The 20705-nt window shown below is 38.5% G+C and carries 28 protein-coding genes and 1 pseudogene; 21 read left to right on the top strand and 8 right to left on the bottom strand.

Features of this window, described 5'->3' with window-relative positions:
- The 7 genes from KO525_RS18635 to KO525_RS18665 all read left to right on the top strand — a co-directional run.
- Positions 1-202 (top strand): hypothetical protein (locus tag KO525_RS18635; protein WP_215965344.1); only part of this gene is annotated, 202 nt, incomplete at its 5' end.
- A gap of 2 nt (positions 203-204) precedes the next feature.
- Positions 205-576, top strand: coding sequence for a hypothetical protein (locus KO525_RS18640; RefSeq protein ID WP_215965345.1), 372 nt, complete (start codon positions 205-207; stop codon positions 574-576).
- A 215-nt stretch (positions 577-791) separates the two neighbouring features.
- Entirely contained in the window at positions 792-1688 is an 897-nt protein-coding gene (locus KO525_RS18645; RefSeq protein WP_215965346.1) for a DUF6387 family protein, read from the top strand.
- An 88-nt stretch (positions 1689-1776) separates the two neighbouring features.
- Positions 1777-2031: an AlpA family transcriptional regulator gene (locus tag KO525_RS18650; protein WP_215965347.1), complete on the top strand. Its 255-nt coding sequence runs from the start codon at positions 1777-1779 to the stop codon at positions 2029-2031.
- A 9-nt stretch (positions 2032-2040) separates the two neighbouring features.
- Positions 2041-2376: a hypothetical protein gene (locus KO525_RS18655; protein ID WP_215965348.1), complete on the top strand. Its 336-nt coding sequence runs from the start codon at positions 2041-2043 to the stop codon at positions 2374-2376.
- Between the two features lie 5 nt (positions 2377-2381).
- Positions 2382-3230, top strand: a complete 849-nt coding sequence (locus tag KO525_RS18660) for a hypothetical protein (protein WP_215965349.1) — start codon at positions 2382-2384, stop codon at positions 3228-3230.
- A 75-nt stretch (positions 3231-3305) separates the two neighbouring features.
- Positions 3306-3527: a hypothetical protein gene (locus KO525_RS18665; RefSeq protein WP_215965350.1), complete on the top strand. Its 222-nt coding sequence runs from the start codon at positions 3306-3308 to the stop codon at positions 3525-3527.
- A gap of 821 nt (positions 3528-4348) precedes the next feature.
- Here the strand turns inward: KO525_RS18665 and KO525_RS18670 are convergent.
- From KO525_RS18670 to KO525_RS18685, 4 genes are all read right to left on the bottom strand, one after another.
- Positions 4349-4954, bottom strand: a complete 606-nt coding sequence (locus KO525_RS18670) for a MarC family protein (RefSeq protein ID WP_215965351.1) — start codon at positions 4952-4954, stop codon at positions 4349-4351.
- Between the two features lie 128 nt (positions 4955-5082).
- A complete protein-coding gene (locus KO525_RS18675; protein WP_371744433.1) occupies positions 5083-5442 on the bottom strand; it encodes a hypothetical protein in 360 nt (119 codons plus the stop codon).
- A gap of 159 nt (positions 5443-5601) precedes the next feature.
- A complete protein-coding gene (locus tag KO525_RS18680) occupies positions 5602-5763 on the bottom strand; it encodes a hypothetical protein (protein WP_215965353.1) in 162 nt (53 codons plus the stop codon).
- Positions 5764-6540: 777 nt separating this feature from the next.
- A complete protein-coding gene (locus KO525_RS18685; protein WP_215965354.1) occupies positions 6541-6963 on the bottom strand; it encodes a MarR family winged helix-turn-helix transcriptional regulator in 423 nt (140 codons plus the stop codon).
- A 213-nt stretch (positions 6964-7176) separates the two neighbouring features.
- Between KO525_RS18685 and KO525_RS18690 the strand changes: the two genes are divergently transcribed.
- The 4 genes from KO525_RS18690 (at position 7177) to KO525_RS18705 (ending at position 10244) form a co-directional block, all read left to right on the top strand.
- Positions 7177-7659 carry a TlpA disulfide reductase family protein gene (locus tag KO525_RS18690; RefSeq protein ID WP_215965355.1) on the top strand — a complete coding sequence of 161 codons (483 nt, stop codon included), beginning with the start codon at positions 7177-7179 and terminating at the stop codon, positions 7657-7659.
- 67 nt (positions 7660-7726) lie between these two features.
- A complete protein-coding gene (locus KO525_RS18695) occupies positions 7727-7951 on the top strand; it encodes a DUF4266 domain-containing protein (protein ID WP_215965356.1) in 225 nt (74 codons plus the stop codon).
- A complete protein-coding gene (locus KO525_RS18700) occupies positions 7942-9249 on the top strand; it encodes a DUF3570 domain-containing protein (RefSeq protein WP_215965357.1) in 1308 nt (435 codons plus the stop codon). The genes KO525_RS18695 and KO525_RS18700 overlap by 10 nt, the downstream gene beginning before the upstream one ends.
- A 32-nt stretch (positions 9250-9281) precedes the next feature.
- Positions 9282-10244 carry an FAD:protein FMN transferase gene (locus KO525_RS18705; RefSeq protein ID WP_215965358.1) on the top strand — a complete coding sequence of 321 codons (963 nt, stop codon included), beginning with the start codon at positions 9282-9284 and terminating at the stop codon, positions 10242-10244.
- A gap of 58 nt (positions 10245-10302) precedes the next feature.
- Here KO525_RS18705 and KO525_RS18710 read toward each other — a convergent pair whose 3' ends face one another.
- Positions 10303-10803 (bottom strand): lactoylglutathione lyase family protein, encoded by a 501-nt coding sequence (locus KO525_RS18710; RefSeq protein ID WP_215965359.1) that lies wholly within the window; start codon positions 10801-10803, stop codon positions 10303-10305.
- Between the two features lie 94 nt (positions 10804-10897).
- Between KO525_RS18710 and KO525_RS18715 the strand changes: the two genes are divergently transcribed.
- From KO525_RS18715 to ybaK, 4 genes are all read left to right on the top strand, one after another.
- Positions 10898-11779, top strand: a complete 882-nt coding sequence (locus KO525_RS18715) for a LysR family transcriptional regulator (RefSeq protein ID WP_215965360.1) — start codon at positions 10898-10900, stop codon at positions 11777-11779.
- Positions 11780-11926: 147 nt separating this feature from the next.
- Entirely contained in the window at positions 11927-12343 is a 417-nt protein-coding gene (locus tag KO525_RS18720; RefSeq protein WP_215965361.1) for a GFA family protein, read from the top strand.
- A 129-nt stretch (positions 12344-12472) separates the two neighbouring features.
- The gene (locus tag KO525_RS18725) at positions 12473-13348 is read left to right on the top strand and encodes a CPBP family intramembrane glutamic endopeptidase (RefSeq protein WP_215965362.1); all 876 of its coding nucleotides are present in this window, start codon (positions 12473-12475) and stop codon (positions 13346-13348) included.
- A complete protein-coding gene (ybaK, locus tag KO525_RS18730) occupies positions 13349-13816 on the top strand; it encodes a Cys-tRNA(Pro) deacylase (protein WP_215965363.1) in 468 nt (155 codons plus the stop codon).
- A gap of 12 nt (positions 13817-13828) precedes the next feature.
- Here ybaK and KO525_RS18735 read toward each other — a convergent pair whose 3' ends face one another.
- The 3 genes and pseudogenes from KO525_RS18735 to KO525_RS20040 all read right to left on the bottom strand — a co-directional run.
- The gene (locus tag KO525_RS18735) at positions 13829-15067 is read right to left on the bottom strand and encodes an exo-beta-N-acetylmuramidase NamZ domain-containing protein (protein ID WP_215965364.1); all 1239 of its coding nucleotides are present in this window, start codon (positions 15065-15067) and stop codon (positions 13829-13831) included.
- 73 nt (positions 15068-15140) lie between these two features.
- Complete coding sequence (gene murQ / locus KO525_RS19765) at positions 15141-16106, bottom strand: N-acetylmuramic acid 6-phosphate etherase (protein ID WP_368668238.1); 966 nt, start codon at positions 16104-16106, stop codon at positions 15141-15143.
- Positions 16107-16235: 129 nt separating this feature from the next.
- Positions 16236-16988 (bottom strand): annotated as a pseudogene (locus KO525_RS20040) (BadF/BadG/BcrA/BcrD ATPase family protein); the annotation flags it as partial.
- Positions 16989-17559: 571 nt separating this feature from the next.
- Between KO525_RS20040 and KO525_RS18745 the strand changes: the two are divergent.
- The 6 genes from KO525_RS18745 (at position 17560) to KO525_RS18770 (ending at position 20249) form a co-directional block, all read left to right on the top strand.
- A complete protein-coding gene (locus tag KO525_RS18745) occupies positions 17560-18009 on the top strand; it encodes a hypothetical protein (protein WP_215965366.1) in 450 nt (149 codons plus the stop codon).
- Between the two features lie 155 nt (positions 18010-18164).
- The gene (locus KO525_RS18750) at positions 18165-18503 is read left to right on the top strand and encodes a hypothetical protein (protein WP_215965367.1); all 339 of its coding nucleotides are present in this window, start codon (positions 18165-18167) and stop codon (positions 18501-18503) included.
- 388 nt (positions 18504-18891) lie between these two features.
- Complete coding sequence (locus KO525_RS18755) at positions 18892-19068, top strand: hypothetical protein (protein ID WP_215965368.1); 177 nt, start codon at positions 18892-18894, stop codon at positions 19066-19068.
- Between the two features lie 121 nt (positions 19069-19189).
- The gene (locus KO525_RS18760) at positions 19190-19540 is read left to right on the top strand and encodes a hypothetical protein (RefSeq protein ID WP_215965369.1); all 351 of its coding nucleotides are present in this window, start codon (positions 19190-19192) and stop codon (positions 19538-19540) included.
- A 104-nt stretch (positions 19541-19644) separates the two neighbouring features.
- Positions 19645-19869, top strand: coding sequence for a hypothetical protein (locus KO525_RS18765; protein ID WP_215965370.1), 225 nt, complete (start codon positions 19645-19647; stop codon positions 19867-19869).
- Between the two features lie 77 nt (positions 19870-19946).
- Positions 19947-20249, top strand: coding sequence for a hypothetical protein (locus KO525_RS18770; RefSeq protein WP_215965371.1), 303 nt, complete (start codon positions 19947-19949; stop codon positions 20247-20249).
- Positions 20250-20705 lie beyond the last annotated feature (456 nt).

Here is a 20705-nt window from a genome sequence, read left to right on the forward strand (position 1 = left end):
TGAATCAAAGAGTGAATCAATAAATGGTTTTGAACTAGGCAACCATACAATTGAAAACCTTAACTTAGAGGCCGCCTGTTTAGTTGATGAATACCTCAAGGCTCAAAAAGTACATGAGCTTAATGAATTTGGTGATCTGATGGATAGCATTAAAGCCAGAATGAAAACCAATCGTGATCTACGAAACAGCATTGGAGCGTAACTATGGCTGAGTTAAAAGCGGTTGTAAGCATTCAGAACGTTTTGGAGGCTGAGTTATATAAGCCTATTTCATTATTGCGGGTTTTGCGGTTAGCGTGTCAGCAGTTAGACACCCCAAGCGCAATATCGTTTATTTCTAAACTTAATTCATTCGAATTGTGGTTACAGGAATTAACCAGGGGCGAATCAAAACAATATTGTTTTATTGAAAGCTCATTAACTCAATTGTCGCTAATTTTAGAGGCTGTTACTGCTGAACGGGTGGTTTACTCAAAACAATTTGGAGAAGATATAACAAACGTTTTGTGTGAGGTTGAAAGCAGCGTTAAACAGATTTTAACTAACGTCAAAAACAGTAAACTAATAGCCGCATAAGTGGAAAATTCATTTATTAAATAGGTTTGTTTTAGATGACCGAGTTCATAAACATGAGAATCAAACAAAGTTATATTGGAGTGACCACCAGCATTAAGGTAGTCTTATTCCATCCCTAAGCGGGGATAGTTAATCAAAACCTAGGGTAGCTCCCGAAAAAGGCGATCACCCAATCGCCTTGGTTTTGGTCTTAATTTGGGTGTCGCGGGGGCGATATGAAAAAGATAAAAACTATCAGTGATATTCCTGATTGGTTTAACTTAGATAATTACTCTTATTTAGATACAGCTGATGCAACAGAAATTTATGATGCGTTAGAAGATCGCGGGCAGTGGGTATCAGGTTTGAATTCTCCCTCCGTTGTAGCTCAAAAAGACGCTGAACTTATCACTAAAATGATAAAATTAGGCAAAAAAACAACTGAACGATATAAAGGTTACAAACAGTCACCATTCATTACCAAGTTCGATAGGGTAGTGACAGAGATAGAAACAGTTGAACGCCTTGATTTGGGTGGTGGTGGTCTTGTTGAACCGCTTTCATGTAATCACTTAGATAAACTTTATTCCACAATGATTAACGAGTTACCAAAGGTTGAGGAATATAAACAAAGACAATCCGAAATTACTAAAACTCTCCTCGAGATGGAAAATAGAAACAGTACTGGTAATAGTAAATTATATTTAAACGAAATAGCCTTATGGGATTGCCCAGTTGACGCAGTGTTTAATGAAAAAAATATTAAACCATTTCGGGAGAAAAGCATTCACATTTCATTAGATTTGGCTGGTGGAAGTGATGAGCAGATCTTAGAAGAGTTATCAAAACTTTTACCTAAGTGGCGCCAGCGTTTAGTGATCCCAGAACCAGACTTACCAAAAATCCGAACAAATGATTTAAACAAAATTGTTGGAAATAAAATTATTCCTTTAATTGATCTAATTTGTATATCTAGTCTAGAGGGGTATTCAATCACGAATGCCGTTTTAGCTCGCATTTTACATCCTACGGGCGATCGTGGGGAGATCCAATTAACCCAGACAGATATCCCATTTAGCCATAAGGTTTTAACTTTGGAATATAGAAAAAGTTTATCTGAAAAAATCTTATAAAAAGAAAATTTTGGTAATTCGATAAACAATCATAATTATATGAATAAAATTTCATACCTGTTACTAACCCATTCAAAGGAAAACAGGTATGAACCAACAAAATCAAACACGTATTATTAGAAAGCCCGAAGTTATCCAGCTTTTAGGTATTTCTAAAACCACTTTACACTACCGCATTAAAGACGGCCTTTTACCGCAGCCTTTCCCTCTTGGCGCTAATTCCGTTGGTTGGTTAAACACAGAGATAAGACATATACAGGCTGTTATTGTTTCTGGCGCATCCACCAGCGAGCTAAAAGCGGCAGTTAAAGAAATTGTATCGCAACGTAAAGAAATGGCTTAAGGGGGTTGTATGGATAACAAACACAGCAACCAAAACAAGCGAACGCAGCCAACTAAACAAGAATTATGCTTAAGAGAGTTAATATCCAGAGGTAAACGAGGCATGTTCCAATTGGAGGCGTTAAGTTCTTATGGCGAAACGTGCTTAAATTCCACTATTTCAACTTTAGCCAATGAGCATGGTCTTATAGTAAGGCGTGTTCCTCATTACCACAAAAACCAGCATGGAGGTAAAACTAGGTTTACTAGATATAGCTTGGTTCATCCGGCCTCAATAGTTAAAGCTCAATCAATGATCGAGCATTATAAAGCGGAAAGGCTTAAGTTAATTGATGGCCTGAGGTAATTCCTATGCTACTAAGAGAGCATTTAGCCTCCGGTGGCCTTGTTGAGTTACAAAGCGGCCTGTTAGTAATGAAATGCGCAGAGGGAAAGCCAATGCCCGCTGAGTGGCAGGAAAAACACCAATCTGAAATAGTACAATCAATCGCTAAGTTGATTAATATTCCTGTATTTCAATATCTAGGCTTTAGTACTGGTAGGTTCGCTGGTGGAAGATACTCAGGTGTTAAACTTGATTACTTGAACCTATTAGATTGGACAAGCCCATTTGCCATATTTAACGCTGAACTAGCACATAAAAGAAGTACTCGATCTCACAAAGCGGGAACGCCATACAAAGGTAATAAGTTTCTTGTGGGTGATCGTTCAGCCTTTAAGATGATGTGGTTAAAGATGGGTTTGTCTTTACCTCAAAACAATTCTAAATACTTTGAATGTATGGGAAGACTTAAACCAATTTTTATTACAGCTCAGGGTAAACAGCGCCATTCAGTAAGCAAAACAGTAAAGCTAGATAACGGAACTATTGAACCAGTCCATGTAACACGTAACACTTTATGTGGTCTTTTAGGTATCGATATAACTACTAATTTACTACCTAATATCTACCAAAATACTACTAATTTACTACCAACAGTAACTACTAAGGAAAGCCACCAAAGCGCCACCATTAAAGGCTTGGAGGATGATTTAAACTGCGGGGTTGATAACTACGGGTTAAGTGTAAAGGGGGAACGGGTAAAGGGTGTTAATGAAACCTTTAATAATGAATTAATAAGGGAGCAATCTATAAAAGAACAATCTACAAAAGAGTGGTTATCAAGTTATGGCGAAGTAGACTTTAATATCAACAATTAGGTGGTGTTATCCCTAAATGGGATTAAGTAAAAAGAGAAAGATCATTCAAGGCCTTAATTTAAATCTGGGCAAATTATGAATAAAAAATTAAATAACTTAAAAGAAGAATTAAACGACTACAAAGACGAACTAAGCTTTGTATTGAGGGCTACACACTGTTTAGTAAGTGATAGTGGCCTAGTAAGCGATAATTACATCATGGGCATGTTACACACAGAACGAAGACTATTAGAAACGCTTTCAAGGCTCATTGATGGTATTAGTTATCCAGAGGAAGATAACGGCAGCATTAAATAATAAAAAGGTACTCCGGCAGGGTTTCACCTAAGGGTACGCAGCTCCGCAGAAAGCACATTGTGCGAGCATTTTTGAACCTGTTCAACGACAACATCGATTTGTTAAGAGTTGATAAACAAAGCGGTAAATAAAAAAGTAACGCACAGTCGAAAACGTATTGGTACCAAAAACGGTAACATTTAAAACTACTGGCCAGAATGGGAGGGGTAACAATTCGTTACCCCTCGAGGTTAAGCAATGTTCGACCAGGTCAATACATGAAATAGAACGGTGATATTTAAAACTACTGGCCAAAATGGGAGGGGTAGACGAAATCTTTAGGCCTTTTAAACATAGTACCGCTGCCATAGCTTTTAATATACCTCCGCAACTTACAGACTTTTTTTGTGGTCGGTTTTGATCGGATCAATAAAGTTAACCTAAGTATTATTTAGGGTAAAGCTGGTGGATTATTATCATTGGGGGAGGGGTGGTTTTATACCTGGTCGAAAACATTTATTAAAACCGCCCTCTTAGACAAATTTAGACAACCGCATAATTAAAACTTTTTTAGCATTAGAAAAATAATTGATTTTATTTTTTGGTGGTACTGCTGGTGGTACTGGCCTAAGTTGTGATTATTAAAGTGTATGAAATACAGTGGTTTAGATTGGATTGTCGGGGTACGGTGGGGACGCCAACTTTCCTTTCTAACCAATTCAAACAAATTCAAAGCGGTTACGGCAAAAATTACAACTGGCTAAATGCGTTTAGTGTGAACAGCGACAGCCTTGGTTTTAAACCAATCGCCGCTGTTTTTTATGTTTAGTAATTGAGAAGTATTAATAATATTCGCCGAGGCCCGCGAGGATGTTAGTTGTTGCAATCGAAGATAATATTAGCCCCATAACTCGGCTAATAACGCTTGCGCCACTCTTGCCAACAACCTTGTTTATAAACCCTGCAAGTAACATAAAAATGTAAGTGATAAGTAAAACCGACAACATAACCATTGCAGTTTGCGTTTGTTCCCAAATCGTATAAACCGAATTTTTAGTTAGTAACACAGCTGCTAACATTGCCCCTGGACTGGCTATCGATGGCACAGCTAATGGGAATATTGCCGTTTCTTTGTGGGAGTCCTGTAGTAGTTTTATTTCTTCATCGGGTTTGCTGTCGCCAAAGATCATATTTAATGCGAATAAAAACAAAACAATTCCCCCTGAGATTTGAAAAGCAGGAAGTGGTATGGCTAAGGCGGTTAGTACAATTTCACCCACCATTAGAAAGAACATAAGGACACAGGCGGAAACGATAGTGGCAAGCAAAGCGACACGGCGTCTGGTCTTTTGATCGTATTGTTCGGTGACCGCAATAAATACTGGGATGGTTCCGATGGGGTCGATAACAGCAAAAAATGTAATAAATACGGCAATAAAATCTATCATTTAAAGTTGCTCCAATTTAAGAGAATTGAGAAGTAATCGATGTCATTACCGGCATCGATTTAAGGGTCATCATTTCAACCATGTAGATGGTTTGAAAAGAGTAATAAGTGATCTCTTGGTTGATAAGGCTATGCTAAATACGCTTTGATAAAACATATTGTACTCACTATTAAAAAAGCGATCCAAGATAAATGTTTGCCTTTAGTGAACCAAATTGCGAGTAAGGCACTGAGTAGAAACACAACACCAATGACCTTGAGGGTAAAAACGTCACCTGTAGAAGCGTTATGTAAAATAGCCGCAAATCCCAGTGCGGCGACCGACATAATATGCCAACAAAAACGTAGCGTACCTTTTGTGAATTGATCACTGCCAAAAAGGTGTGGGATATTATCGCGTTTAAACAACCTCATTAGAATGTATTTTTCACCAAGGTATGAATGTACAAAAGCAATTAAAATCAAAATAATTGATGCGACTAAAATCACAGACATACTCCTGAGTGATGGAGGTTATAAAAATAATTCGTGATCACCGACGCAGTTGAAAAAGCGCAAGCAACACAACAATTGCATTAAATATCGATAAGTGAATAGCACAGTTATACCAATTAAAATGTTAACGTTGTTTTAACTCAAGCCAAACAGCTATTCGCTCTCTACATTGCCACCTGGTGTTGTATCATCTTGACTAATTTCATCTTGAGGTTCTTCTTTTGCCTTTGCTTTTAGTAGACGTTTTTCTTCTTTCTTTTTCTTTTTAGCGAGTTCTTTTTGGCGCTTTTCGTAAGCGTAGTTTTGCTTAGCCATGGTATCGTTCTCTCATTACTTGAATAGCAGTACCTTTAGAATACGATATTTTTCAAACGATTACGCAGATGATTACTTTTAAAAGCCAAAAATATGCTCTTACCCTAAATATCTTTGGGGTAATGTCTTAAAAAACTACGCAATAATATAAAAATAGTGTTCATTTATGTTTATACAAACTGAGGTGGTTTTAATTTATTAAAACATTTAAATATTATAGGGTTATGGAATTTCGTGGTCCTTAAGGGGCGAACTTTTGAAAGTTGAAAGTTTAAAGATAAGATCTGGGTTCATTTAATTGCAAATATAAAATGCTCTGGCCGCAGGAAAGCGAGCATACACTTAGCCGGTAATAAAGCAGAAATGGTTTGTGTTGCTACTAGGTTGTGTTTCTAAATTGGGCACTTAAAAGAGCGCTACGAGCCAGTCGAAAGTTAAAACGGTTGTAAATACTTTAAGCGCGATAAGTCCAATAGTGGAAATAATGATTAAGAATTTAACCCTGCGGCTTTTTAGATTATTCCAATACAATAACTTTGCACCGAATTCCCGCTTAATTTGTTCAACTGAATTTTTCACATATTCCTGCTTTTACGTAGTGATCAATGATAAATAGTTCTTATTAAAAAGGGGCAATGACTTTAACAAAGTTACTGTGCTTGTTTTTATTACCACATTCTATTTTTTGTTGGTTTCTTCGTAACCGTAATTCAGTAGGTTATTTTTATAAACTGATTTTTACCAACAGAATCGAATAGTGCGCCCCTTTGATGAAAACTAACATTTAATTTTGTTTAATAAATGTAACAACATATCTATTTCTGACTCGTCAAGTAACGAAAAAGCCGATGTACAACTGTGGACAAAAGTAACATAAGCGTCGTTATATAAGGTGCGACCGACATCGGAAAGTCCAACTAAACTTTGACGAGCATCACGTGGATTTGCCAACTTTTCCGTTATATTATTTTTTTCCATTGGTGCGAGTAGGCGAGTGACACCTGAAGCCGTAAGGCCTACCGCATCAGCGAGGGCGATTCTGCTCATGTTACCCGTTGCTGAGGATGCAAGCTTATGCATGATAACAAATTCTGTCGTACTTATACCATGAACGCTTAATCCACCATCGAGCCGTTTATTTAGCAGCGTGCTTACATAGCCTTGTTCTAACATTAAGGTAACGATTTTTTTAGAGTTCATATTTTAACCTCTTAGCAATGTGTGTTTGAATTTGATTGCAATATACTTGAATAATCAAGTATATTGCAAGTTGTTTTTTGAAGCCATTAGATGAAGTCAGGAGTAGTATGTGTCTAGGGAAATGCGAAAGTTATAGTATTAATATAATAATTAAGCACCCTAAACTGATAAAATCCGCTAGAGTTAAATTAGACGTTTATGTTTTGGACCGTTATGACTAAATCTTTACTAAGTTGTTCCACGTTATTTTTATTGATATTTAGTTTAGCAGTAACTGCTTTGGAGCAACCTAAAGCGTTGAATGATCCGCAGGCTCAACTGCAACAACTGTTAGAGCAAAATAAAGGGAAAGTTATTTATCTCGACTTCTGGGCGTCGTGGTGTATTCCTTGTCGACGCTCTTTTCCTTGGATGAATCAAATTAAATCAGATTTTGGTGCTGAGTCATTTACAGTTATCAGTGTTAACCTCGACGAAGAACGTCAACTTGCCGACGAGTTTCTACTTCAAAACACCGCTAACTTTGCTGTAGTTTTTAATCCAACGGGCAGCATCGCAGAGCAGTATAAAATTTTAGGCATGCCAAGCAGTTTCATTATCGACAAAACGGGTCAATTTCGTTTTGCTCACACTGGTTTTTTTAGCAATAAACAAGACCAATATGAATTGCAAATTAAGCAATTGTTAACTGAATAGAACGCCTAGCAATAAATTAGAAAACTCAACCGTGGTTTGAGAAAAAGAATCGAAAGGAGTGAACACATTGTCGTTTCAAGTTCGTAAATTACTACTGGTTATAGTGGTATTGCATGTTTCTGCGTGCAGTTCGTTGGGTGTTAAACCTTGGGAGCGAAACCTATTAGCTAAAAAGCAAATGGCGTTAACATCGTCACCGATTAATGCGGCTCTGGATGATCATATTTATTTTAGTAAAGAGGCATCGAGTGGCGGTCGTGGATTTGCCGGTGGTGGTTGCGGATGCAATTGAATAAATCCTTAAGTTTTTCTGCTGCCTTATCAGCGGCGGTTAGCGCATTATTTGTTGCGCCAGTAACGTCAGTTAAGGCAGAAGAAAGTAATGCTTGGAAACTCGACTCAGCTGTAATGTATTACGGAGAAACCGACCGAGTTCAAGCGGTCGAAGTTATTGTTGGTGGTAAAAAAGAATTTGAAGACGGTCACTTTTTGGATCTGAAATTTACCTTCGATACGCTAACTGGCGCATCGGCAACCGGCGCGGTGGCGCAACCCAATATTCAGTCCTTTACGCGGCCATCCGGTAATGGAAGATACACAGTTTCGGCAAATGAAACGCCTCTGGACGATACGTTCAAAGATACACGTGTGCAACTTAATGCTCAGTGGACACAGCCACTTAAAGGAGAGTATACATTAAGCACTGGGGCTCATTTATCAAAAGAATATGATTATTTGTCATTGGGGATAAATGCTGGATTAGCACGAGAATTTAATCAAAAAAATACGACGGTATCGGCAGGCCTGTCTTTAGGTCAAGACACGATAACGCCGGAAGGTGGGTTGCCAATTCCACTTTATGAAATGCCTCATTATATTAACTCGCCAAATGGTCAGCCAAATAATACCGAGGGCTCGAGTAGTGACTTTGACGCGAGTCGCGATCGTAGTTCAGATTCTAAGCAAATTGTCGATCTATTGTTTGGGGTAACTCAGGTGATAAATAGACGATTTATTACCCAATTTAATTACTCTTATTCTAATGTTGATGGTTACCAAACGGACCCATTTAAAGTCGTGAGTGTCGTCGACGAAAACGGTGTAACCCTCAATAATATCTACGAATCTCGACCTGATAAACGTCAAAAAAACAGTGTGTATGCTCAAGGAAAATACCACCTAAGTAAGTCAGTTGTTGACGTGTCTTATCGTTATTTTTGGGATGACTGGGGAATAAAATCAAATTCAATCGACGCTAAATATTGGATGCCTATGGGCAAGGGGTATTTAGAGCCACACATTCGTTATTATCAACAAGACGAAGCTGATTTCTATCAACCTTTTGTGACACGGCAACCTGAGGTTGATTCTAATGTCAGTGCCGATTATCGCATTGGCAAACTGACAGGTCTAACATTAGGGCTCAGCTATGGATTTCCGTTAAATAACGGTCATGAGATCTCTTTTCGTGCAGAGTTATATCGCCAAAAAGTAACAGATCCAGGAGTGAATAACATTGGCGTCATTAATCAACTTGATATTTTTCCGGATGTAGACGCGGTCATTTTTCAAACCAATTATTCGTTTTGAGCGAATGGTTAAAAGCCATATTTACAAGCAACATGAAAGACCAAAAAATCGATAAACGTACATTTAAAATAAGCCAGCGGCCAAACGGTTTAGCCATATTGTTCAACGCAATGGCTAGCCCCTGCGAGGTGTTAATAGAAACTGACGATTTTAATGAAACAGGCCGTATTGCTAAATTAATATGCGAACGTACGTGGCAAATTGAAGATAAATTCAGTCGATATAACCCATTAAGTATTGTTAGCAAGATTAATAACTCAAACAACAAACCTGTAGCAATAGACCCTGAAACCTACAGGTTATTACAGTTTTCCCATTCATGTTTTCAGATAAGTGGTGGTTTGTTTGACATCACTTCCGGAATTTTACGACAAGTTTGGACTTTTGATGGCAGTGATAGAATCCCTAAAAAATCGGACGTTAATCGGTTGCTAAAAAGTATTGGTTGGCAGCATGTAAAGTGGGATGAGTCGTCGATTACTTTGCCTAACAATATGGAAATAGATTTAGGTGGCATTGGCAAAGAATACGCTGTAGATGTAGCCGTTCAGTTACTCAGAGCCGAAACACCGTACTCTGCTTTAGTTAATTTTGGTGGTGATATTGCCGTTACAAATCAACCGAAGTTTGACCCAGCACCGCAACAGCAATTACATCAAAATAAAACAATAAATAGGGTAAAAACGGCTCACCCTTGGCATATCGCTATTGAACTGGGCGATAAACAAACATCAGATTTAACGACAATTGAACTAACTACAGGAGCAATCGCCACAAGTGGTGATGCCAATCGATATCTAGTAAAAGATGGTCAACGTTACTGTCATATATTAAATCCAAAGACTGGCTGGCCGGTTGCTGGGGGACCGAGTTCAGTAACGGTCGCCGCGCCAACATGTATCGAAGCCGGCATCGCGGCTACGATAGCAATGCTGAAGGGGAATTCTGCGAAAGCTTTTTTAACTGAGAATCAAATTCAGCATTGGATTTATTGATCAAACTAACATTATTCAAGGCAACCAAACTGTCTCAACAGTTCAATACGTCGAGGGTTTAATAAGCGCCAGCTGCGTATGTCAACTCATAACTGTGGCTATATATTTCAAGAATATTGCCAAACGGGTCTTCCATATAGATCATTCGGTATGGCTTTTCATCTGGGTAATAATAGCGCGGCGCTGCCATTCGTTTTTTTCCGCCAGCGTCGACAATTTTTTCAACAAGTTCTTCTAAATTAGGATCTTGCACACAAAAATGGAATACGCCTGTTTTCCAATACTCAAAATTGTCTTCTGGTTGTTGTTGATTAACAAACTCAAACAATTCTACGCCAATGCGGTCGCCAGTAGATAGGTGCGCTATTTTAAATTTTTGCCAATTGGCACCAAATACATCAGTACACATTTCACCAATTGGACTTTTGTCTTCCGTTATTTCAGTCGGCTCCATAATGAGATACCAACCTAAAACGTCGGTATAAAATTTAACGGCTTGCTCTAAATTAGGTACTGAAATTCCAATGTGTGAAAACGTTCTTGGATAAGGTTTAGTCATGTTTTTTTCCTTTATTCATTTGATGGTTAAACTATACCGCCAGTGTTAAAGTATAAAAAATTATCGATTGTTATATTTATGAGTACATTTTGTAATGATTAATCAAACTTGGTTAAATACGTTTTGCACATTGGTTGAGGTAGGGCACTTTACCAAAACGGCAGAGAATCTTTTTATGACCCAGTCTGGTGTTAGCCAGCATATAAAAAAATTAGAAAACCAACTTGGTGTAGCTTTGTTAATTAGGCATGGCAAGTCATTTTCGCTAACGAATGCCGGAGAGCAACTTCATAAACGCGGAAGAGAATTACTTAATTCTTTCCAAGAATTAGAGGGGGTGATCAAATTTGACGAGCAATACGAAGGTAAAGTTAAAATTTCATCGCCGGGTAGCATTGGTCTAAAGCTATACCCCCATTTGCTCAACATTCAGCAAGTACATCCAAAGTTGATAATGGACTATACGTTTGCGCCGAATAAAAACATTGAGCAAAACTTATTAGAGCGAAAAATCGATTTAGGCCTGCTGACCGAACTCAGCGATTCAAGTCGGTTAGTGAGTAAAAAAATCGCAAATGAACCTTTGGTTTTAGTAACAGCAAGTGATGTCAAATCAATAGATTGGGGGGTATTAATCGAGCTTGGGTTTATATCACATCCAGATGCAGCGCATCATGGCCGACTTCTCCTCAGTAAAAATTTTGAACAATTCGAAACCATAGAACAGTTTCAAATCAAGGGGTTTTCTAATCAAATAAGTCTTATTTTAGAACCGGTTAGCAAAGGATTCGGCTTTACCATTTTACCACTTTATGCAGCCAAGGCATTTTATCAACAAGACAAGATTTACATTCATCAACTCGCCAAGCCTGTAGCCGAAAGTTTATTCCTGTGCACTAATCGACATTCCATAATGGCAAATCGAATTAAATTTATTAGCCAAGTGGTGACGACTTACCTTGAAAGCAGCGATTAATATAATCAAAGGTTGTTATGCAACGCCTTGCTTAAATCTATATCTTCAGTACATTAGAATTTGGTGTAAGTAACATCAACTTAAATTTGATGGATATATTGAAGGAAAGTGATTACTTGTATTGATAACGGTAAATGGAAATTAGAAATGTTAAATGCGAAAGCGAGTTGTCTGTGCGGTAACGTTAAGATTACCGCCAATGAAATAAATCCTAAATTCACGGTTTGTCATTGTGATTCCTGTCGAGTGTGGGGCGGTGCGCCATTTTTCGCGGTGCAGTGTGGCACAAATGTCGAATTTGAGGGTGAGAATAACATCACTATGTTTGATTCATCGAGTTGGGCATCGCGTGGTTTTTGTGCACAATGCGGTACGCATCTGTTTTATAAACTTAAAACAAGCGGTGAATATAATATGCCAGTCGGCTTCTTCCAAGATTTGACTGACCTAACCATGGATATGCAATATTTTAGTGACCAACGGCCAGCTTATTATTGTTTTTCTAACCAAACCAAAGAAATGACAAAGGCTGAAATTATGGAATATTTCGCCAATAAAATATGACAATCCATATTTTGTAGCGCGTAAAGTGTTTAATTCTTTTTTCTGTTTAGACTCATATCGATTTTGAGTTTTAGTGATCTAGTTAGGTTGAAATAGAAATATTATGCAATTGCAAAATAAGGCAAGCTAATGATAATACTCCGCACTTTAATGACAATAATGATTAAAATTGTATTAGCTTGTCTGGCGATATTTGCAGGGATATTCGCGGTTAAGTTTTTGTTGTTTCCAGCCGTCTATTTTATTTTTAACATGCAAAGTGGTCAGTTGAAAGTAGTAGAGCAGTTTACAACGCTCATGTTTATCGGCTTGGGATACTACTTATATGTTAAATATTATGAAAAGCGCAGGCCTGACGAGCTAACGTTTAGAGCGAGTCACCTCTTTTACGGCGCAGTTTCCGGTGCGGCTTTGATCTCGGTAACTAGCTTATTGCTCTTTTATTTGGGCTATTATGAAGTTGTGTCGTTTCAGGGATTAGAGGGCATACCGATTGTAGGGAGTACGATATTAGTCGCTGCAATGTTAGAAGAGTTTTTGTTTAGAGGTGTACTATTCCGTGTAATTGAAGCGCATGTTGGGACACTTTTCTCGTTGTCTTTTGTTGCAACCCTGTTTGGTCTGCTTCACCTCTTTAATGAAAATACGACCGTTGTAACCGCATTTTCTGTAACCCTACTCGGTGTTTTTTGGGGAGGGATTTATGTATTAACGCGCAATATATGGGTTGTGGGGCTTAACCATGCGGCTTGGAACTTCTCAATTTTCTCTACGGGTATCCCCTTGTCTGGAAATGAAGATTGGCGTGCAGTTGCCCCTTTTGAAAGTATTTATAATGGACCTCTACTGTTAACTGGCGGTGAATTTGGACCAGAAGATTCAATTATTAATATTATTGTTCTACTTATTAGCGTTGTTGTAATATTTTATTTTGCACAAAAAAATAGGGCTATTGTCGGCTTTGGCGAAAATACCACGTCGCCTAAGTCGGAAAAGGAGGTTTAGATGACGCCTGGAATTAATGTCGCAAAGAAGAACAAAATTGCACATACGATACACGAATACACACATGATGAATCGGCCAGTTCATATGGTTTAGAGGCGTCTGAAAAGCTTGGCATACCACAGGGGCAGGTATTTAAGACCTTAGTGGTCGCAACTGATAATAAAGAATTGGTCGTCTCAATTATTCCTGTATCAAGCAAATTGAGCATGAAGCTGATAGCTAAGGCTGTTGGTGTGAAAAAAGCAGTGATGGCGGATAAGTCTGATGTAGAACGTTCTACGGGCTATGTATTAGGTGGCGTCAGTCCGCTAGGTCAAAAAAAACGACTCAAAACCATAATCCATAGTGCTGCCCTAGATTATGAAACCATCTTTGTCAGCGCTGGGCGGAGAGGACTAGAAATAGAGTTGTGCCCAAATGATTTGGCGAAGCTGACATCTGGAAAATTTGCGGAGATCTGCCAGTGAAAACTCGTTCCGTTATAGATAGATAAGGTAGGGTTTTCTATCTGCTAGAAACTTTTGTAAACCCGGTTGCCATTGTTGTTTAATTTGCTCAATGCTATGGCCCGCCAATATGCTTTTTCTTACTTTGTCAGTCCCCGCTAATTTGTCCATAAACTCTGGCCGTTCAAAAAACTCAAGATCATTTTCTTTAAACATTTGGTACCATTTTATAAAAATGGCCAGATCTAATCCTTGGATCTTTGATGAGGATAACAACTCACCAGTTAATAGTTTGCCTTTGAGCTTAGGAAAAGGAGCGGCATGAGCAATGGGTTGTGGCGTGAACTGGAATTTATCCTTGGCCAAAAAGTTATTACTTACAAGGTCATGACCGACAACTTGAAATGGAAATGGGGTGCCCCGACCAATGCTCGCGGGAGTTGCTTCAAAAAAACATAGTGATGGATATAAGCGGACCGCAATCTCATTAGGCAAGTTGGGGCTTGGTGGTATGGGCAAAATATAAGGTGTTGTTCTGTTGTAGTTCGCTACCGGAATAACCCTTAGATCTAATGTGGGCAACTCACTTTGGGTAGTTGTGCTTGATGTATTTGAGTGCTCAATCGACAACCAGTTTTCACCAATAATCATTTGGGCCAATTCTCCTACCGTTAAACCATGTAATAGCGGAATAGGGTGTATACCAACAAAAGAGCGAAACGCTGGTTCCAGCACAGGTCCATCTACATGCATAATATTGGGATTAGGTCGATCTAAGACGATAAACGTAACACTAGATTCAGCGGCGGCTTGCATTACATAATGCATAGAGCTGATATAGGTGTAAAAACGCGTGCCGACATCTTGAATATCAAAAAGCATGACATCAATCGAGTCCATTATCTGCGCTGAAGGCTTTTTGTTTTTGCCATATATCGAAACGATGTCTAGGCCAGTGATAGGATCTTTGCCTGAACTGACCTTTTCACCTGCGCCATGATCGCCTCTAAATCCATGTTCCGGGGCAAAGATATATGTAATGTTGACATCATGGCTTAATAAAATATCAACAAGGTGTTGGTCGCCCACCATAGAGGTTTGATTAACGACTAACCCAACGGATTTGTTTTTTAGTAATGGTAAGTATTTTTTTAATTGAGCGGCGCCAACCACCACATCATTATTAGTTGGTGGTTGAGCATGTTGAGCAATAACAGAAAACGTTGAAGCGGCGAGTAATATCAACACTGTCAAAAATATTCTAATCCACATGATTTACTCTTTATGTACGGCATTGTGGCTACGTTAATAGCCGGTTAGTTACCTAATTATTTGTTTTATCATTTTACTCTGTTGCCTGTTTTACGCTTTGTAAGGCATGCCGTAAAAAACCACCATTACGAACCAATTCTTGTTGGATATCTTGGATATTTTCATTCGTCAAAATATGAACAATCGCCAGTTTGGCATTGTAGTGCGTTAAGTCGAGGGCGACTTGCGCCGTATGGGCGTCGCATCCTGTAGCCTGCATCACAATTCGGATTGCTCTGACATACAACTTTTTGTTGCTGGCGTTTACGTCAACCATAAGATTTTCATAAACCTTACCAATGCGGATCATACTGGCAGTACTCAACATATTTAGAATGAGCTTTTGTGCCGTTCCCGACTTCATTCTTGTTGAACCTGTTAATACTTCCGGGCCAACTACAGCGCAAATATTAATGTCACAATAACTGGCTAACTGACTGCTCGGGTTACAGCTGATGGAAATGGTTTTTGTACCTATGCTTTTGGCATAGTCAATTGCGCCAATTACGTAGGGTGTGCGACCACTAGCGGCAATCCCCACAAGGATGTCGTTTTCACCATAATTGATATTGATAAGATCATTTCTACCGAGTTCAAACGAGTCTTCAGCACCTTCAACGGCCTTATAAATCGCCTGGCTGCCTCCGGCAATAATGCCAACAACTTGTTTACTCGAAACGCTAAAGGTTGGCGGACATTCAACGGCGTCGAGAACACCTAAACGACCACTGGTACCAGCACCAATATAGATAAGTCGACCACCTTTATTAAACGCGTTCACAATCTCTTCAACCGCTTTCCCTATTTCTGGAATACAGGCTTTTATTGCGTTGGGAACAATGGCATCCGCTTGATTTATTTTGGTTAATAGTTGTTCGGTATCAACTAAATCGAGATCTAAAGTATCTGGGTTTCGAGTCTCCGAAACCATATTGTCTAGCTGTGCGAGCAGACTATCGCGTTCATTGTTATCGTATTTACTGCTTTTACTGCGATCAATTACATCGCTTGAGTTACTGCCTAGTTGAAGTTTTGCTAAGAAGCACGCGCCATCTAATGAACTGCCGCCGGTGAGTTTGCAATAAGACTTAATTCGGTCGTTTAGCAAAGGTAATGTGACTTCGGCTAGGCCGCCCATAATTACCACATCAACTTTGCTGTCTAATCGAGTTTGTTGAATAAGTTGTTCTGTGTCTAACACATGTTGTTCAATTAAACTGTTGGCCACAGGACAAGCATTGTGAAGAGAAAATACATCGGTGCTTAATGTTGCATAATCTTTAGCTTGAGATTGCGCCAACCAATTTGCGATTTGCTGTTTATCTGTACCTAGTTTTTCGGCGAGTTTTTTTGTGGTGACTGAGACAGCTTGGTTATGCCAGTTAATGTCAGCTAGTAGCTTTTGAACCGCGTTAAAACCAAGTTTTGCGCCACTGGCTTCGTCACCGATTGGAAATCCCCAACCACCAACATAATGCTCTTTGCCATTTTTATCTAATCGAGCACCAACCGATCCTGTGCCCAGTGCAACCACAGCGATAGGCTCGCCATTGTTTGCACCATATAGCGATGTTTTTGCATCATTAACAACGTCTAATGAGGCAAAAGCAAAGGGGAGTTCATCTTTTAGTTGATTCGCTTGATTTGCCACTCCGCCGCCTGCAACACCGATAAGAACGTGCACGTTTAACGCGGAGGCTTGAAATTTAAGTAGCAGTTTCTCGATTAATTCTTTTAAAACAATTTGGGCATTTGCAAAGTCGTTGCTTAATGACGAAGCGCCAGCTTGCAAGGTGTGACTTTCACCGGTAGAAAGCTTTTCAATTCGACCTATGGTTTTTGTGCCACCACCGTCGATACCGATTACGTATTTTTGTACCACTAAGATTCCTTAGAATATGTGCTGATGCAAGTTTGGGCAGTTGAGGTGGCTTTTTAAGAGATCAATAAAACGTGATAAAGCCGCACCTATGAAACGTTGCCTAACTGATCCAAACTTCATTATCCAGATAACAATTTTACAATTATCAATTTCCATATTGTTGTATTTGCAGAATATATAATTCGCAATGGAATGTAAAAATTAAACTCGCTTATTAGTGCGATATGACGCCAATTCTGCGGCAACTTACCCGGTTGTTTATCAGTTAGGTGGCGATTATGTTTACCACGGAGAGTCTGGAATATTGGACCTCATGACGAATAAGGTCATTTACTTTCGCAACAATCGGCACTGAAAGTGCTGTTAAATCTGCGTTAAGTTATTATCAAAAAGCCCTTGTTTTGGCCAAGAAATACAAAAGTAATCAGTGGTAAATATATAATATAAAGGCTAACATCATGAAAGATAAAGGTTAAAACCTTTTTGATTAATATAAACTTGAGTTGGTTATTTCTACTAGAAACCTCACTCGGTCGTATTCTCATAAAAATGCAGTAAGGATGAGTTAGGAATGCAGTTTTCAGACAATTTTGTGAAATATTTATTTGCCGCGTTATCGACAGGGTTATTTGCTTTTTATTTAGGCGAGTTATTTACAAAAGGTGACGCGAACAGTTTCTTTATTGTGTTCGCAATATTTTCAGCGTTTTATTCGTATAAATTTTCAAGCCACTATAAAACTAAGAACGCAGTGGAACAATTAATAACGAGAAATGGCGAAAGCATTCAATTTTCTTCTGTTAAAACGTTGCTATTTGTTAATCCGTCTCGCGTTGAGAATATTGACGTTAACCGTATATCGGTTGCAAACATAGGTAAAAACTGGCTTTCAATAATCATCGACGGTAATGGCAATGGATTTGACTTTCAATTATGCGGCTCACGGCAAGATATTGAATCTCATATTAAGTCACTTTTAGATGACCAAGAATTATCGAAAATTGACTTTAGGCTGATCTAACGATCTTCTAGCTTACTCCGGTAAATCGTATTAGAGTCACCTAAGGTTGAAATATATTTTATTTTCTTACTTTCAGATTTACGAACGAGAAATTACGGTTTAAAAACGTTTATTTTAGGGCGATAAAAATAGAGAGTTTGCACTATGGCGCGGTTGTGAGATATTTTTTACTTTTTATAGGCTGGTCCTCGGTTGTTGGTAGCTTTGGCGATGGTGCACTTGGCCTTTACGCGCTGTGGATTAATTTTTTGAACGATTGGACGCTATTAGATTTTTCAATTAATGAATTTTTAAAAGACTACGTGCCTTTTATATATTGGGTTAAAAGTATCGCGTTTTATGTGCTGCCTGAAAACATCGTTTTGTGGTTGTTTAATTTACCCGCCTTATTATATTTTCCGACACGAATTGTTATGAGTATTATTATTGGCTGGTGGGCTTTGTCAAAAGCCGAACAGTTGGCAAATAGAAAAGTCCCAGTTAAGCAGAACTAAGCAGAACTAAGCAGAATTAAGCACAACTAAACTCAACATTCCGTCATTCAAAATCAACAGAAAAAACGTCATTCAAAAAGAGCATTAGCGATATTAGGAACAACCAACCGAGTGCAGAGGAAGTTCATAATTTGCCCCAAATTGGCTCGTAATTTCAGAACAAAAAACGTCATCCTAAAAGAGCCTTAGCGATATTCAGGATCTCCAACCAAGTGCGAGGAAGTTCATAATTTGCATTGCAGGTTTCGCCTTTTAGCTAAATCAAAGACCAATTGTTTGCAACAGAGAGTTAGTAGTAAAGGTCCAATAATTTTGATACAAATATGGTTATCGTAAAAAAGAGAGTCGGTTTCCTGTCAATAGGTTGTTAGCAGGTAAAGGAATAACTATGAATAAGTGGAATAATTCTAACAAATTAAAGAAACCTGTGCTTTTTGGTATAGCAATGGGAGTTGCTATTGGCGCAAGTATAGGTGTTGCATTAAACAGTGCTACTTTCGGTATTAGTATTGGAATTGCTATGGCAGTTGCTTTCTGGGCTTCTGCCAAAAACTCAAATAAATAATTGTTTACCGTATCATCCATACAAGCAATTAATCAGGAAAAATATCAGTTGGTTGTGACTCCTGTGCCGCTACTACTCAATCAACTAGATAGCCGCATTTTTATGTGGCCTTAGGTGCTCTATGAATCCAGTCGTCACATTAGGTAGAAAATCTGTCGATTTAAAGTTTAAAGCATTTGGTTTAAAAATAATTCAGGATATTCCAACTGACGACTTTAATCGTATATTGGAATTTCATCTTAAAAATGGCTGGATCAAAACTTACGAATACGATGGTTTTGATGCTTGGATCGATTACGGCAAAGTTAAGTTGTCAAATGAAGGTCGTAAACTTAAGTTTGAGTGGGATAATTGGCGTGAAGGTGAAATATCGGGCAAAGCAAGTGATGTTGAAGCTTTAGCCGCTAAATTTAACTACACCGCGCGAGAAACGCCAAACTGGTGGCCAGCAACTAGCAAAACATTCAAATAGGCAAGAAATTGCGGATATCCTGTTTAGTGCTGTTTCGTTCCGATTTATCAGAGAAATGCGGTCTTAGCTGCTTCATGTCTTGTTTTATATAAGGAGACCTAAAATTGAATATTAACGTAACGTTTTATGGCGAACTCATTTTCTATTCGATGTTTATCGTAGGTGGATTGAGTTATTACTTAGGCAAACGAAAAACAAACAATCCTAAAATTGTGACATTAGTGGGAGTTTTATTATGCATTACGCCACCTTTAAACTTAGTGTATTTGTTTGTTCTAGCAATTAAAAATAAAGAAGCCCCAGAGAGTGTCGTTGAAAACAAAGTTTGATTTGGTTAACACAACTCATTTAATCTGGGAACGTAACGCACAATATGTGTTATTAGACGGGCAAGCTGGGGTTTATTTTGACGGTTTCAGATAAAACGAAGAGAAATTTTTTTGGTGCTTTGTTTATCATATTCATTGTGATTTTAAGTTACAGCGTTGTACCTAATCGTATCCCTGTTGTGTCATGTGAAGATGTAACTTGGAACGACGTTGTGCTGTTAGTTCAACCTCATCTTGATGATACGCTTAACGCGGCACTCGTTATGCAGGGACAAAGTTCAGAATATCATCCATCAGCCGCTGCGATACAGGTGATGGATGAACCATTACCAGAAAATATAAAGCGTACATTAAAAGCAATAATCAAAGCCGATTGCTAGCGGTAAACTTCCCTTACAAAGTTATTCTCAGACGAACGGCTTCCTCTGCATTCTACTAAGAAGTTTGACATCCCATTCATTAACCCTCTACCTGTCTTTATTAGCCTATATAAACCATAACTTAAGCTATTAGAACTTCTCCGATAATACTATTTAGGTCAACTTTTAGTTGAGCCTAGCGTAAATGAAGTCCTATCTTTTTTTACGCGCTCATCTCAATGTTATCAGCCAAATTTGTAGGTATCAGCAAGTTCACTTCATCGCTGCTCAAAATCGGATTTATTGCTCTGAATTTATCAACTACACAATTGTTGTTTCCAGTTCAAGTTTGAAAAATTTTTATCTAACGATTTGAGGTGAGAAGCAGAATCCAATTCGATGATCTGGGCTGTTCCAGTTAAATCCTGAATTATGCCCATAAAGTCCAGATAAACTATGAATTCTACTTTTTCGCAT

Source organism: Psychrosphaera sp. B3R10 (assembly GCF_018861025.1).
GTDB lineage: Bacteria > Pseudomonadota > Gammaproteobacteria > Enterobacterales > Alteromonadaceae > Psychrosphaera > Psychrosphaera algicola.

Bases quoted from the DNA above. Each gene is read 5' to 3' on its own strand.
- ybaK (WP_215965363.1), top strand. From the start codon at position 13,349: ATGACGCCTGGAATTAATGTCGCAAAGAAGAACAAAATTGCACATACG.
- KO525_RS18760 (WP_215965369.1), top strand. From the start codon at position 19,190: ATGAATCCAGTCGTCACATTAGGTAGAAAATCTGTCGATTTAAAGTTT.
- KO525_RS18660 (WP_215965349.1), top strand. From the start codon at position 2,382: ATGCTACTAAGAGAGCATTTAGCCTCCGGTGGCCTTGTTGAGTTACAA.
- KO525_RS18680 (WP_215965353.1), bottom strand. From the start codon at position 5,763: ATGGCTAAGCAAAACTACGCTTACGAAAAGCGCCAAAAAGAACTCGCT.
- KO525_RS18650 (WP_215965347.1), top strand. From the start codon at position 1,777: ATGAACCAACAAAATCAAACACGTATTATTAGAAAGCCCGAAGTTATC.
- KO525_RS18655 (WP_215965348.1), top strand. From the start codon at position 2,041: ATGGATAACAAACACAGCAACCAAAACAAGCGAACGCAGCCAACTAAA.
- KO525_RS18640 (WP_215965345.1), top strand. From the start codon at position 205: ATGGCTGAGTTAAAAGCGGTTGTAAGCATTCAGAACGTTTTGGAGGCT.
- KO525_RS18665 (WP_215965350.1), top strand. From the start codon at position 3,306: ATGAATAAAAAATTAAATAACTTAAAAGAAGAATTAAACGACTACAAA.
- KO525_RS18690 (WP_215965355.1), top strand. From the start codon at position 7,177: ATGACTAAATCTTTACTAAGTTGTTCCACGTTATTTTTATTGATATTT.
- KO525_RS18715 (WP_215965360.1), top strand. From the start codon at position 10,898: ATGATTAATCAAACTTGGTTAAATACGTTTTGCACATTGGTTGAGGTA.
- KO525_RS18685 (WP_215965354.1), bottom strand. From the start codon at position 6,963: ATGAACTCTAAAAAAATCGTTACCTTAATGTTAGAACAAGGCTATGTA.
- KO525_RS18645 (WP_215965346.1), top strand. From the start codon at position 792: ATGAAAAAGATAAAAACTATCAGTGATATTCCTGATTGGTTTAACTTA.
- KO525_RS18755 (WP_215965368.1), top strand. From the start codon at position 18,892: ATGAATAAGTGGAATAATTCTAACAAATTAAAGAAACCTGTGCTTTTT.
- KO525_RS18720 (WP_215965361.1), top strand. From the start codon at position 11,927: ATGTTAAATGCGAAAGCGAGTTGTCTGTGCGGTAACGTTAAGATTACC.
- KO525_RS18705 (WP_215965358.1), top strand. From the start codon at position 9,282: ATGAAAGACCAAAAAATCGATAAACGTACATTTAAAATAAGCCAGCGG.
- KO525_RS18670 (WP_215965351.1), bottom strand. From the start codon at position 4,954: ATGATAGATTTTATTGCCGTATTTATTACATTTTTTGCTGTTATCGAC.
- KO525_RS18700 (WP_215965357.1), top strand. From the start codon at position 7,942: ATGCAATTGAATAAATCCTTAAGTTTTTCTGCTGCCTTATCAGCGGCG.
- KO525_RS18745 (WP_215965366.1), top strand. From the start codon at position 17,560: ATGCAGTTTTCAGACAATTTTGTGAAATATTTATTTGCCGCGTTATCG.
- KO525_RS18710 (WP_215965359.1), bottom strand. From the start codon at position 10,803: ATGACTAAACCTTATCCAAGAACGTTTTCACACATTGGAATTTCAGTA.
- KO525_RS18725 (WP_215965362.1), top strand. From the start codon at position 12,473: ATGATAATACTCCGCACTTTAATGACAATAATGATTAAAATTGTATTA.
- KO525_RS18735 (WP_215965364.1), bottom strand. From the start codon at position 15,067: ATGTGGATTAGAATATTTTTGACAGTGTTGATATTACTCGCCGCTTCA.